The sequence below is a fragment of the Streptomyces sp. NPDC048504 genome (assembly GCF_043200035.1).
Classification (GTDB): domain Bacteria; phylum Actinomycetota; class Actinomycetes; order Streptomycetales; family Streptomycetaceae; genus Streptomyces.
The window spans coordinates 130,029-143,209 of record NZ_JBICXA010000017.1 but is presented as its reverse complement, the minus strand read 5'-3'; the positions used below and the strand labels follow the sequence as shown (position 1 = coordinate 143,209).

At 71.6% G+C, this 13,181-nt stretch carries 8 protein-coding genes; 2 read left to right on the top strand and 6 right to left on the bottom strand.

Annotated features, from left to right (window positions below; genetic code table 11):
• Positions 1 to 217: 217 nt before the first annotated feature.
• Genes ACGFY9_RS35790 through rutA form a run of 3 tightly spaced genes read right to left on the bottom strand, consistent with a single transcriptional unit; the run spans position 218 to position 3,460 of the window.
• Positions 218 to 847, bottom strand: a complete 630-nt coding sequence (locus tag ACGFY9_RS35790; RefSeq protein WP_393761217.1) for an isochorismatase family protein — start codon at positions 845 to 847, stop codon at positions 218 to 220.
• Positions 844 to 2,355: an MFS transporter gene (locus ACGFY9_RS35785; RefSeq protein ID WP_393761215.1), complete on the bottom strand. Its 1,512-nt coding sequence runs from the start codon at positions 2,353 to 2,355 to the stop codon at positions 844 to 846. Before ACGFY9_RS35785 ends, ACGFY9_RS35790 begins: the two co-directional genes overlap by 4 nt.
• Positions 2,356 to 2,386: 31 nt before the next feature.
• Entirely contained in the window at positions 2,387 to 3,460 is a 1,074-nt protein-coding gene (rutA, locus tag ACGFY9_RS35780) for a pyrimidine utilization protein A (RefSeq protein WP_393761213.1), read from the bottom strand.
• 262 nt (positions 3,461 to 3,722) lie between these two features.
• Here rutA and ACGFY9_RS35775 point away from each other — a divergent pair, with 262 nt between their 5' ends.
• On the top strand, positions 3,723 to 6,659 hold the full coding sequence (locus tag ACGFY9_RS35775; RefSeq protein ID WP_393761211.1) for a SpoIIE family protein phosphatase: 2,937 nt from the start codon (positions 3,723 to 3,725) through the stop codon (positions 6,657 to 6,659).
• Positions 6,660 to 6,701: 42 nt separating this feature from the next.
• On the opposite strand, the gene ACGFY9_RS35770 is transcribed toward ACGFY9_RS35775, so the two are convergent.
• The 3 genes from ACGFY9_RS35770 to ACGFY9_RS35760 are packed head-to-tail and all read right to left on the bottom strand — an operon-like array spanning position 6,702 to position 11,753.
• Entirely contained in the window at positions 6,702 to 7,691 is a 990-nt protein-coding gene (locus tag ACGFY9_RS35770) for a D-2-hydroxyacid dehydrogenase (RefSeq protein WP_393761209.1), read from the bottom strand.
• The gene (locus ACGFY9_RS35765; protein WP_393761207.1) at positions 7,684 to 9,192 is read right to left on the bottom strand and encodes an NAD-dependent succinate-semialdehyde dehydrogenase; all 1,509 of its coding nucleotides are present in this window, start codon (positions 9,190 to 9,192) and stop codon (positions 7,684 to 7,686) included. The genes ACGFY9_RS35770 and ACGFY9_RS35765 overlap by 8 nt, the downstream gene beginning before the upstream one ends.
• Entirely contained in the window at positions 9,192 to 11,753 is a 2,562-nt protein-coding gene (locus ACGFY9_RS35760; RefSeq protein ID WP_393761205.1) for an FAD-binding and (Fe-S)-binding domain-containing protein, read from the bottom strand. Before ACGFY9_RS35760 ends, ACGFY9_RS35765 begins: the two co-directional genes overlap by 1 nt.
• On the opposite strand from ACGFY9_RS35760, the gene ACGFY9_RS35755 reads away from it, so the two are divergent.
• A complete protein-coding gene (locus tag ACGFY9_RS35755) occupies positions 11,682 to 13,166 on the top strand; it encodes a PucR family transcriptional regulator (RefSeq protein ID WP_393761203.1) in 1,485 nt (494 codons plus the stop codon). The genes ACGFY9_RS35760 and ACGFY9_RS35755 overlap by 72 nt on opposite strands.
• The last annotated feature ends 15 nt before the right edge of the window (positions 13,167 to 13,181 follow it).

Genomic DNA, 13,181 nt, shown 5'->3' with positions numbered 1-13,181 from the left:
GGGTGCGGTCGGCCCCTGCGCTCTTCTTCACGCCCGTGCCGTGCGGAAGGTGTTGACGGTTCGTCATGCTTGCGACTGGTCCGTCGCCGGCAGCAGGGCGAGCGCGGATCGTGGTCCCTCCGCGTGCCCGGCCCGGCGCATGGTGACACCACGTCAATTGCCTTCACAGGTCCCGGCGGTGGGGTGCTGGCCCCCCGATACCCCCAGCACTCAGCACTCAGCCGAGAGACGCGAGATATCCCTGAGCCCGCCCGAGCGGCCACACCTCGCCGATCTTGTGCTTGATGTCGAAGAGGTTCGCCGCGTGGATGTCCGGGTCCCGGTCGCCCACGGCGTCCTCGACCACGACCGGTACGAACCCGTACTGCATGGCGTCCAACGCGGTGGCCCGCACGCAGCCGCTCGTCGACAGGCCGCCGATGAGAAGGGTGTCGATTCCGTGTGCAGTGAGGTGGTCGGCCAGTGCGGTGCCGAAGAAGGCGCTCGGGCACTGCTTCGTCACGGTCAGATCGTCCGGCGCCGGAGCCAGGCCCTCGATGAACTCGCCGAAGGGGCTGCCCTCGGCGAATGCCCGCAGGACGGGCACCTTGCGCAAGAAGAGGCCGCCGTCGCTGCCGTCCGCGCGTAGCAGTACCCGCGTCACGATCACCGGAATCCCGGCCCGGCGTGCGTCGGCCAGGAGGAGCCTCATCGCGTCGACCGCCGGTTCGACCCCGGCGTAGAGCGGGCAGTCCGGGTCGACGTAGGCGCGGGCGGGGTCCACCAGGATCAGGGCCGGGGACGTTCCGGGGGTGAGCTGTCCGTCGAACCCGGCGCGCTCGTAGTCCTCCTGCTGATGACCGGTCATGACGATGCCCTTCGTGAAGTGGCGGACTCCGGTGGGGTGTTGACGGCGGCTACGTCAGCGGTACGGGGTGCCCGCAACGACGTAGGCAATGCCAGGCAGATCACTCCCCCGGCCACGACGATGCCCGTGAGGACGAACCCCGTGGCGCGGATGTTGGCGACGAACCGGTCCAGTTCGCCCGACGCGAGCACGTTCAGGGTGTTCAGTGTCCCGTCGTACGCGGCCTGGCGGGCCGGTTCGCTCAGCCCGGTCGTCGTGAACGCGAGCGCGAGGGCCGTGCTGAGGAGGTAGCCCACGTTCTGTGTGGTGGACCGCAGGCCGTTGGCCATTCCGCGCCGGTCGGCCGGTACGGAGAGCATCAGCGCGCTCGTGCTCGGTGTCATGAACAGTCCGGTGCCGGCCCCGACGAGGAAGAGGAACGGAGCCACGGCCAGGAACGGCACGGCCGTAGTCGAGAGTGTCAGCGAGAAGCCCAGCAGTCCGCACGCCGTCACCACCATGCCGGTCGTGGTCAGCTCGCGCGGAGTGAAGCGGTCGAACAACGAACCCGCGGCGGCGGAGGTGAGCAGCGTGCCGGCCGCGACCGGTGTCACCAGCACCCCCGCCTCCAGGGACGTGGCACCGCCGGCCGCCTGCTCGTGCAGGGACGCGAGGAGTACGACGGCGTAGCTGCCGACCGCGTTGGCGAGTACGGCCGCGAGCACGAGGGCGATCGCGCGGGTGCGCAGCAACGCCACGTCGACCAGGGGGTGGGAGCGGCGCGTCTGGACGACGACGAACGCCGCGAACAGCGCGACGGTCGCGGCACCGCAGGCCCACGGCAGCCAGTCGGCGACGGTGGACGTGACGCCGGGTGTGAGGCTGAGGACGAGGGCGGTCAGCATCGCCGTGGACAGCAGCGCGCCCGGCAGGTCGAACGGTTCACGGGCCCCACCGACCCGCGCTCCGCTCGCCGGAACGGCCAGCACCGACGCCCCGATCGCGACCAGCCCGATCGGCACGCAGACGACGAACAGCCCACGCCAGCCGAGGAGTTGGGTGGCCGCGCCGCCGACGACCGGTCCGGCGACCTGGGCCGTGGCGGCCACGGTGACGTTCCAGCCGAGGGCCCGGCCCAGTGTCCGCGCGGGGAACACATCGGTCAGCAGGGCGGTGTTGTTGGTGATCACGGCTGCGGCGCCGACACCCTGCACGAGCCGGGCCGCGATCAGGAACCCCGCCGACGGGGAGAGCGCCGCGAGCCCGGTCCCGGAAGTGAAGACGACGAGCCCGCCGAGATACAGGCTGCGGCGGCCGACGATGTCGGCGAGCCGGCCGAAGACGAGGATCAGGGCGGTGGTGACCAGCATGTAGCCGAGCAGGATCCAGTCGGCCTGTCCCGGGTCGGCCCCCAGCTCCCGGGTGATGGTGGGCAGCGCGACGGCGAGACCGCTCATGTTGAGGAACACGGCCACCACCCCTACGGCGGTGGCCGCGAACACCCGCCACGGACCTCGGCCGACGGTCACGACCGCGGGCCCGGAGCATCGGGAGCGGCGGTCACCCGGCCTGCGACCGGGACTTCATCAGCGGCTGGATGCGGGTGCCGAAGTTCTCCAGGCCCACGAGGAAGTCGTCGAAGACGAGCATGATCCCCTTGGTGCCCTCGACCTCGGCGACCTCGTCGAGCATCTTCGCCACGGTCTCGTACGAACCGACCAGCGTGCCCATGTTGAAGTTGACCGCGCCCTCGGGCAGCACGATGGTGCGGGCGGTGGAGGTGTCGTCGGCGGTGGTGTCCGTGGCGGATTCGCCGGCCATGTACGCCAGCGCGGCGTGGTCGGCGTTGTCGTGGTAATCCTGCCACTTCGCCTGGGCGGCCTCGTCGGTCTCGTCGGCGATGACCATGAAGAGGGAGAGCGCGCCGACGTCACGGCCGGTCCCCGCCGCCGCGTCCACGAGCGAGGCCGTGGTGTCCGCCAGGCCGAGCGGGGTGTTGACCCCGCTGCCCAGGATGAAGTTGTACTCGGCGTGCTCGGCGGCGAACCGGATGCCCGTGGGGCTCTGCCCGGCCGCGACGATGTCGATGTGCCCGTCCGTCGGGCGCGGCGAGAGTACGCAGTCGTCCATCTCGTAGAACTCGCCCTTGAAGTTGCTGACGCCCTCGCTCCACAGCTCCTTCATCACGGTGACGTACTCGGCGGCGCGGGCGTAGCGGTTGCCGAAGTGTTCGTCGCCGGGCCACAGGTCCATCTGGGAGTACTCGCCGGGTGCCCAGCCGGTGACGATGTTGATGCCGAAGCGGCCCGGAGCGATGGAGTCGATGGTCGTGGCCATGCGGGCGACGATCGCCGGGGGCAGGACGAGGATCGGGGTGGAGGCGTACAGCTTGATGCGTTCCGTCACGGCGGCCAGGCCCGCCATCAGCGTGAACGACTCCAGGTTGTGGTCCCAGAACTCGGTCTCGCCGCCGAATCCCTTGAGTTTGATCATCGACAGCGCGAAGTCGAGCCCGTGCTCCTCGGCCTTCTGCACGATCGCCTTGTTCAGCTCGAAGCTCGGCAGGTACTGGGGTGAACTCTTCGATATGAGCCAGCCGTTGTTGCCGATGGGGATGAATACGCCGATGTCCATGCCGCTCCTGTGTGACGGGTGGGCGGGGGTGAGTCTGACGGGGTGACAACGTCCGGACATGATCAAGGGGTTCCATACCCCGTTCACGACACCCCGTTCCCCCGGATGCCGAGTATTGTCACCCGAGCGAACGCGGGTGGACCACCGGGGCAACTCGGTCTGGAGCGCTGCCTGTTGAGAGCCGTGTGCGAGAGCGGGAGTCAAAGGTGAGAGTCCTGCGCAGCACCGCGTTATGTGAGGCGGGAACGGTAAAATTTACGGTATGAACGCACGTCTGGCCCTGCTCGGCACCGTGGACCCCGGCGTCACCGAGAGCGAGGTCTTCCGGCTGGCACTGCAGCACGCGGTGGGCGAGCTGGGCGCGCTCGGGGGAGCGATTCATCTGCGTGGGCCGATGTCCGCGCTGCGGCTGGTGTCGTCGACCGGTCTGCCGCCCGCCCTCACCCGCCCGTGGGAGATCATCGACCAGGAGGGCCCGACGGCCCCGGCCGGGGCCGTGCGCCAGGGCCGTGGTGTGTGGGTGCCGGTGCAGCCCGCCGCCGCGGGTCAGAAGCTCGCCTGGCCCGGCACCGGGCTGGCCGCCGTACCGGTGTCCGGCGGGGACCGCAGCATCGGCGCGCTCACGGTCCTGATGGGCGAGCAGGGCGAACCCTCGCCTGAGCAGTGGGACTTCCTCCGGGATCTGGTCGCCTGGACCGAGGAGCGGATGAGGCAGGCGCCTCCGCCCTCCGGGCCTTCCCAGAGCGAGCCGAGCGGCCACCGTGACCGGCTTCGGCAGGCGCTGAAGGAGGTCAGCGTCGGCTCGTGGGACTGGGACATCCAGGGCGGCGAGCTGATCTGGGACGAGGCGGCCCTGGAGCTCTACGGCACCCGGCCCGAGGACTACACCGCCAGGGTCGAGAACTGGATGGCGTGCGTCCACCCCGACGACCTGGCGCCGACGCTGGACGCGGTGGACCGGGCGATCCGCGAGCACGGCGTGTTCGAGGCCGAGTACCGGGTACGGCGCCTGGACGGCACGTACGGCTGGACGCAGGCCCGCGGCCGGGCGACCTACGACGAGCAGGGCGAGCCCCTCCGGATGATCGGCGTGGGATGGGAGAGCAACGAGTCGCGGTCAGCCCGGGACGCGCTGAGCCGGGCCCTGCGTCACATGAGCGACGGGTTCCTCGCGGTGGACGAGGAGTGGCGGATCACCTTCGCCAACCTGGAGGCGGAGCGCACGCTGGGGCTGTCCGAGGAGGAGCTTTTCGGGCGCCTGCTGTGGGAGCTGCCCACGGTACGGAACGTCCCCGGCCTGGAAGACCGCTGCCGGAAGGCCGCGGCCGAGGAGACGCCCGTCGGCTTCGACGCCCAGCTGGAGGGCACCGGCCGCCGTCACCACCTGCGGCTGGTCCCGGGTCCCGACGGAGTGACCCTCTACCTCACCGATGTGACCGAGAAGCGGCAGCACGAGGAGGAGCGCCGGGCGTCCGAGCTGGCGGTGGCCCGGCGCGCGGTCCGGATGGGCGAGCTGACGGCAGCTCTCGCCAAGGCGACGACCTCGCAGGACGTGGTGGCCGCGGTCGCCCGCCGGGTGCTGCCGCCGTTCGCCGCCGCCGGGCTGCTGGTGCAGGCCGTGGAGGGCGACCGGCTGCACACCGTGGGCGCGGACGGTTACCCGGACGACTTCCTGGCCACCGTCGACGGCGGCGTGCGTACGCCCGGTGAGCCGGGCTGGGACGTGATCGCGTCCGGTCTGCCGATGTTCCTCTCCTCGACCGAGGAGTACGCGGCCCACTACCCCGAGCTGGCCGCCAGACCGGAACGGGCGGGGAAGGAGGCGTGGGCGTTCCTGCCGCTGACGGCGTCCGGTCACACCTTCGGGGTCTGCGTCGTCGCCTTCGACCGCGCCCGCCGGCTCACCGACGAGGAACGCACCCTGCTGACCACGATCAGCGCCCTCGTCGCCCAGGCCCTGGAACGAGCCCGGCTCTACGACGCCGAGCACACCCGGTCCCGTGAACTCCAGCGGAGCCTGCTCCCCCGGGTCCTGCCCGAGCTGCCGGCGTGCACCGCGGCCGCCCGCTACCTTCCCGCGGGCCAGGGCATGGACGTGGGCGGCGACTGGTACGACATCATCCCGCTCTCCGGCGGCCAGGTGGCCCTGGTGGTGGGCGATGTCATGGGCCACGGCCTGCCGGAGGCGGCGACGATGGGCCGCCTGCGCACCGCGCTGCACACCCTCGCCGACCTGGAACTACCGCCCGACGAGATCATGAGCCACCTGAACGAACTCGTCGCCGGCATGGGCGAGGAGTCGTACGTGACGTGTCTGTACGCGCTCTACGACTCGACGACGCAGATCTGTTCCATCGCCGGGGCCGGCCATCCGCCACCGGCCGTGGTCCACCCGGACGGCACCGTCCACTTCCCTGAGCTGTCGGCCGATCCGCCCCTCGGCGCGGCGGAACCTCCTTTCGAGACGGTCGAGTTGAAGGTGCCGGAGGGAAGTCTCCTCGTGCTCTACACCGACGGCCTGGTCGAGTCGTCGAAGCGCGAGATGGACGAGGGCATGGCGGATCTGGCCCGCATCCTGAGCACGGCGATCCGGACCGGGTCCGGCGCGGAGGCGGACCTGGAGGACCTCTGCGACACCCTCACCGCGGGCCTGCTCCCCGCCGAGCACTCGACGGCCGACGACGCCGCCCTCCTCGTTGCCCGACTCCACGCCCTGACCAGCGACAAGATCGCCTCCTGGCCGCTCCCCCAGGACCCACGGGCGGCAGGCCAGGCCCGCCGTCACGTCCGGGAGCAGCTGCGCACCTGGGGTCTGGAGGACCTGACCCCGACCACGGAACTCCTGGCCAGCGAGCTGGTCGGCAACGTCGTACGCCATGCCAAGGGCCCGGTCAGTCTGCGCCTCCTGCACGGCGCCGAGCTGATCTGCGAGGTCTTCGACGGCAGCCTGACGATGCCCCGGATCCGCCGCGCCACGGACACGGACGAAGGCGGGCGCGGTCTGCAACTGATCACCGCTCTCTCCCAGCGCTGGGGCACGCGCTATACGCCGACGGGCAAGTGCATCTGGACGGAGCAGACCCTGGGCGCTCCCGGAGCCCGGCAGGAACTACCGGACGACGCCTTGGAGTTGATGTTCCCGACGGCGGTGGACTTCACCGGGGATCTCGATTCGCTGCCGTTCGGGGACGAGGACTGACGGGACGCCGCGGACAGGGACATCGAGCGCGGAGTCGCGAACTCAGCACGGTTCCATGGCGGTTGGGTCCCTCACGTAGCCCTTCTCCTTGTCGACCACGTTCCGCAGCGGCCGGCCCTCCACCCTGCGGGTGAGGTTCTCCAGGAACAGGTCCGCCAACTCGGCACGCCACCCGGTGACTTCGCCCGCCGTGTGCGGGGAGACGATCACGCCGGGCATGTCCCACAGCGGTGAGGCGGCGGGCAGCGACTCCTGCGCGAAGACGTCCAGGGCCGCTCCGGCCAGGCGGCCGTCCGCGAGGTGTTTGACGAGCGCCTCTTCGTCCACGAGGCCACCCCGGCCGACGTTGACCAGGCGGGCCCCGGGTTTCATCGCGCCGAGGACGGACGCGTCGACCATGCAGCGGGTCGCGGGGGTGAGCGGGGCCGCGAGGATCACGTAGTCCGCGCCGGCGAGCGCGGTCCGCAGGCCCGCGCCCTCGTGCACGGTGCCGAAGTCCGGGTCGTCGGTGCGTGCGGTGCGCCCGGCGCCGCACACCCGCATGCCGACGGCGCGCAGCATGCGGGCGACGGCACGGCCGATGGGCCCGGTCCCCCACACCAGTGCCGTACGGCCGCCGATGCGCTCGCTGTCGCGGGGGCGCCACTCGCGGCGCCGCTGGTGCTCCCAACTGCCGGGGAAGTCCTTGGCGAGGGCGAGGACCAGGCCGAGGACGTATTCGGCGATGGCCCGGTCGTAGACGCCCCGCGAGTTGGTCAGCAGCACGTCCGGGTGGTCGACCAGTGCTGGGAAGAGCAGCGAGTCCACTCCGGCGGCGGCCACGTGGACCCAGCCGGGGGCGAGGGCCGGGTCCTTCGGCCAACTCGTCGCGACCGCAGGGGTGATGGAGTGCCAGCACAGGAGGATGTCCGCGCCGGGGAGCAGGAGCGGGAGTTCCTCCTCGGTGGCGTACACCGTGTCCGCGAGCGCCTCGATGTGCTCGGCGTTCGGCGGCAGGGTGCCCTGGTGCAGGACGACGAGCCGGTCAGCCACGGCTGTCCGCCGCCCCGGACACCACGGGGATGGCCAGGTACTTGTACTCCAGGAACTCGTCGATGCCGACCCGTCCGCCCTCACGCCCGAGACCGGACTGCTTGACGCCGCCGAAGGGGGCGGCCGGCTTGGAGACCAGGCCGGTGTTGACGCCGACCATGCCGGTCTCCAGGCGTTCGCCCACGCGCAGGGCGCGGTCGAGGTCGCGGGTGAACAGGTAGCCGACCAGGCCCCATTCGGTGTCGTTGGCGGCGCGGACGACCTCGTCCTCGGTGTCGAAGGTGAGGATGGCGGCGACCGGACCGAAGATCTCCGCCCGCATCAGGTCCGAGTCGGGGCGGACCTCGGTGATGACTGTCGGCGGGTAGAAGTGGCCGGGCCCGTCCGGGACTTCGCCGCCGGTCAGCACCTTGGCGCCGCGCGTCACGGCGTCCTGGACGAGACCGTCGGCCTTGGCGCGTCCGGCGGCATCGATCAACGGGCCCACCTGGGAGCCGGGTCGGGTGCCGGGACCGACTGCGAGTGCCGACATCCGCTCGGCGAGCCGTGCGGCGAACGCGTCCGCGACCACGCTGTGCACGAAGAAGCGGTTGGCCGCGGTGCACGCCTCGCCCATGTTCCGCATCTTCGCGACCATGGCGCCCTCGACGGCCCGGTCGAGGTCGGCGTCCTCGAAGACGATGAAGGGCGCGTTGCCGCCCAGCTCCATGGAGGTGCGGACGACGGTGTCGGCGCACTGGGCAAGGAGCAGCCGCCCGACCTGAGTCGACCCGGTGAAGGAGAGTTTGCGCACGCCTCCGCCGCGCAGCAGGGGCTCGATCACTCCGGCGGCGTCGGTCGTGGTCACGACGTTGAGGACGCCCTCGGGCAGACCCGCCTCGGTGAGGATCCCGGCGAGGGCCAGGCTGGAGAGCGGGGTCTGCGGGGCGGGCTTGAGGACCATGGTGCAGCCGGCCGCGATCGCGGGTCCGATCTTGCGGGTGCCCATGGCAAGAGGGAAGTTCCACGGGGTGATGAGAAGGCAGGGGCCCACCGGCTGGCGCATGACCAGGACGCGGTTGGCTCCGTCGGGGGTCCGGGTGAACCCGCCGTCGATCCGGACGGCCTCCTCGGAGAACCAGCGGAAGAACTCCGCCGCGTAGCCGACCTCGCCGCGCGCCTCCGCGGGGGGCTTGCCCATCTCCAGGGTCATCAACAGGGCGAGTTCTTCCCGCCGTTCGAGGATGATCTCGTAGGCGCGGCGCAGTATCTCGCTGCGGGCGCGGGGCGCGGTCGCCGCCCAGGCCTCCTGCGCCGCCACCGCCGCGTCGAGGGCGCGTTGCCCGTCGGCCGGTGCGGCGTCGGCGACCTCGCACAGCCGCTCGCCGGTGGCCGGGTCGTCCACGGCGAAACGGCCGCCCTCGGCCGCGTCCTGCCAACTCCCGCCGATGAACAGCTGCTTGGGAACGGTCTCGACGACAGACACGGTGTCGACGACGGACGTGGACGTGGTGGTGGTCATCAGCGGCTTCCTCCGGGCGGGTTCGGGTCGAGCAGTTGGGCCAGGTGCCGGGCCTGCGGTCCGTCGGGGCCGGTGAGATGGTCCGCCTGGGTACGGCAACCGAAGCCGTCGGCAAGGACGGTGGCGTTCGGATCGAGTGCGGCGAGTTTCGGGGCGACCGAGAGGGCACCGACGGCCATCGAGGTGTCGTAGTGCTCGGCTTCGAAGCCGAAGTTGCCGGCCAGGCCGCAGCAGCCGTTCGCCTCGTCGACCTGTCCGACGCCGAGGCGGCGCAGCAGTGTGCTCTGGGTGGTCTCGCCGAAGACGGCGTACTCGTGGCAGTGGGTCTGGAGGGTGACGCGGTCGGGGACGGCCGCGGGTTTCCAGTCGGGGTCGGCGAGTTCGGTCAGCGCGCCGGAGAAGGTGTGGACTCGGGCGGCGACCCTGCGGGCGGTGTCCGTGCCGAGGAGGGCGGGTGCGTCGTGACGGAGTGCGGCGGCGCAGCTCGGTTCAGGCACGATGATGGGCAACTCGCCCTCGGCGTCGAGCCGTTCGACGGTTCGGGTCAACACGCGGCGGGCGATGCCCAGTTGGCCGGTGCTGATCCAGGTGAGACCGCAGCACAGCCCGTCGCGCGCGGTCGCGGGGACCCCGGCGTCGGCCAGGACGCGGGCGGCGGCTCCGGCGACGTCGGGTCGGAAGGCCCGGGTGAAGGAGTCGACGAGCAGCACGGCGGCCGGGGTTGCCGGTTGCGGGGGCAAGTGGGCTTGGAGGTCACGGCGTCGGGCGAAGCGTGGCAGAGTGCGCTCGGTGGTCACCCCGCCGAGCCGTGCGACCAGTCGGCCCGACGGTCCACCGAGTACGGCGTTCACAGGACGGGCGAACCAGCGGGCCGGCGCCGCCCACCAGGGCAGCCAGCCCAGGCTGTAGTGGCTGAGCGGGCGCAGCCGACGCCGGTAATGCCGGTGCAGGAACTCCGACTTGTACGTCGCCATGTCGACGCCCACCGGACAGTCGGCTGCGCAGGCCTTGCAGGACAGGCAGAGGTCGAGGGCGTCCCGTACCTCCGTCGAGCGGCTGCCGTCGGTGATGACGGTGCCGGGGCCGTCGCGCAGCATCTCCTGCAACAGCCGGGCGCGGCCTCGCGTGGAGTCGCGTTCGTCGTGGGTGGCGCGATGGCTGGGGCACATGGCTCCGCCGGTGTCGCTGCGGCAACGGTCCACGCCGATGCACCGGCTCGCCGCTTCGGCGAGGCCGCCCGGGTCGTCGGGGAAGGTGAAACCTCCCTGTAGCGCGCGGGAGGTGATCGGATACAGCGCGAGGTCGGCGTCGACGGCCGCCGGGTCGACGATCACCCCGGGATTGAGGATGCCGTCGGGGTCGTACACCCGCTTGTAGGAGGCGAACGCGACGCGCATGCGCGGGCTGTACATGGCGGCGAGGAGTTCGCTGCGGGCGCGGCCGTCGCCGTGTTCGCCGGACAGTGTGCCGCCGTGCGCGACGACCAGGGCGGCGGCTTCCTCCAGCAAGGCACGCATGGCCGCTGCGCCCTCCGCCCTCGCCGGGTCGAAGTCGATGCGGACGTGGACGCAGCCTGCGCCGAAGTAGCCGTAGAGCACGCCGGTGAAGTCGCGCTTGGCGAGGAGGGCGCGGAAGTCCCGCAGGTAGTCGGCCAGTTGGCGCGAGTCCACGGCCGCGTCCTCCCAGCCCGGCCACGACGTGCCGCCGTCGACCAGGCGGGCCGCGAGTCCCGCGCCGTCCTCGCGTACGCGCCACAGGGACCGGCGTTCGACGGGGTCGTCGATGACGCGGCCCGCCACCATCCGTTCCCCGGTGCGGAGTTCGGCCAGGAGGCTGGCGGCTCGTGCGTCGGCGTCGGTCTGGTCGGTGCCGTCGAGTTCGACGTAGAGCCAGGCGGCGCCCTCGGGCAGACCGGTGACGGCGTGCGGGCCGCGTCGGTGGCGGAGGGTCGCGACGATGGCCTCGTCCATGCCCTCGACGGCGGTGGGCCGGTGGCGCAGGATCGCCGGGACGTCCGACGCCGCGTCCACGACGTCCCGGTAGCCGAGCGCGAGCAGTGTGGTGGCCGCGGGCACGGGGTGCAGTCGTACGGTCGCGCGGGTGACGATCGCGCAGGTGCCCTCGGTGCCGACCAGGGCCCGGGCCGCGTGTCTGCCGTGTTCCGGGAGGAGGTGGTGGAGCTGGTAGCCGGAGACCTGGCGGGGGATGCGGCCGAGTTCGGTGCGCAGGGCGGCGAAGTTGTTGTCGACCAACCGCGTCAACTCTGCGTCCAGCGCGGCGAGTTCGGCCGCGTTCTCGCTCTCGACGGCGCGCAGTCCCCCGACTCCGGCGACCGCGCGCACCCCCGTGGCCGTCACGATCTCCAGCTCCTCGACGTGCTCGACCGTCCGGCCGTAGCGCACCGAGTGGTTGCCGCACGCGTCGTTCCCGATCATGCCGCCGAGGGCGCAGCGGCTGTGGGAGGACGGGTCGGGGCCGAAGAACAGGCCGTGCGGGGCGGCGGCGCGCTGGAGGTCGTCGAGGAGGGCGGGGAGCTGGTCCTCACCACGGGCATGCCGCACCCCTCGGACCCGACACAACTGCGCGGCTACGTCGACCAGTTGGCGGACGTCGGAGTGGCGGGGCTGGTCGTGGAACTGGGGCGCCGGTATCAGCAGGCTCCCCCGGATCTCGTCACCGCGTGCAGTGAGCGGGATCTGCCGCTGATCGTGCTGGCGCGCGGGGTGCGGTTCATCGAGGTCACTCAGACCGTGCACGCCCTGATCCTGGACGCCCAGGGCGAGTTGCTGCGCCGCGCCCAGCATGTGCACGAGCTGTTCACGTCGCTCACTCTGCGCGGTGCCGAACCGGAGGAATTCGTACAGACCGCTTCGGACCTCTCGGGATGTCCGGTCGTGCTGGAGAACTTGATCCACCACGCGGTGAGCTGGGCCGTGGCCGGGCGCGCGGACGGGCAGGTCCTGGATGCCTGGCCGCGTCGTTCGCGCGCCGCCGGGACGCCGGACCGGGCCGCGGTCAGCGGGCCCGAGGAGTGGCTCGTGGCGCCGGTCGAGGAGCGGAGCAGCCGGTGGGGGCGACTCGTCATGCTGCCCCTCACGGGCGGACCGCCGTTCGGTCCTGAGCACACGATGATCCTCGAACAGGCCGCCACCGCCCTCACGTTGGCCCGGCTCACCGGCGCCCCGGAGTGGGATCGGCGAGCGCATAGTTCCGTCCTGCTCGATCTGCTGCACTGGCGGTATCGCAGCCGTACCGAGGCGCGACTGCGGGCCGAGGCGCTGGGGCTGCCGACGACCGGCCACCGTCTCCTGCCGGTCGTCGTCGACCACGCGGGGGCGCGGGTCGGCGACGCCACGGTGAGCGCCCACCTCGCCGAAGGGCTCCTCACCTCCGGCGTCAAAGCCCTGGTGGGAGATCTGTCCGGGCGTCGTACCGGACTGCTCATGGCGCTGGCCCGCGCGAGCGCCTGGCAGCCCGTCGTGGAACGCATCGCCCTCGATCTGCGGGCCACGTTCGGAGAGGACATCGTCGTCGCCGTCGGTCCGGGTGTCACCGAACTCAGCCAGGTCACCCGGTCGTTCCGCGAGGCCGAGGAGGTCGCCGACGCCATCGGTCCCGCCTCTCGCGGCCGCCCTTTCCATGTCGCCTCCGACGTGGGCCTGCCGGAGCTGCTCCACTCCCTGCGCGATGACGTCCGGGTCCAGAAGTACGTGGAACATCGCCTCGGGCGCCTGGTCCAGCACGACGCCCGGCACGGCAGCGACCTGCTCGCCACCCTGCGCGAATACCTCGACGCCGCCGGCAACAAGTCGATCGCGGCCAAACGCGTCGGCCTCTCCCGGCAGGCCTTCTACCAGCGCCTGCACACCATCGAACGCCTCCTCGGCGCCGACCTGGAGTCCGGTGCCGAACGCACCCAACTCCACGTCGCCGTAACCGCGTTGGAGGTTCTGCACGGGCGGCCGAAGGATTGATCAATCGGAGGCTTC

Bases quoted from the DNA above. Each gene is read 5' to 3' on its own strand.
- ACGFY9_RS35790 (WP_393761217.1), bottom strand. From the start codon at position 847: ATGACCGGTCATCAGCAGGAGGACTACGAGCGCGCCGGGTTCGACGGA.
- rutA (WP_393761213.1), bottom strand. From the start codon at position 3,460: ATGGACATCGGCGTATTCATCCCCATCGGCAACAACGGCTGGCTCATA.
- ACGFY9_RS35775 (WP_393761211.1), top strand. From the start codon at position 3,723: ATGAACGCACGTCTGGCCCTGCTCGGCACCGTGGACCCCGGCGTCACC.
- ACGFY9_RS35765 (WP_393761207.1), bottom strand. From the start codon at position 9,192: ATGACCACCACCACGTCCACGTCCGTCGTCGACACCGTGTCTGTCGTC.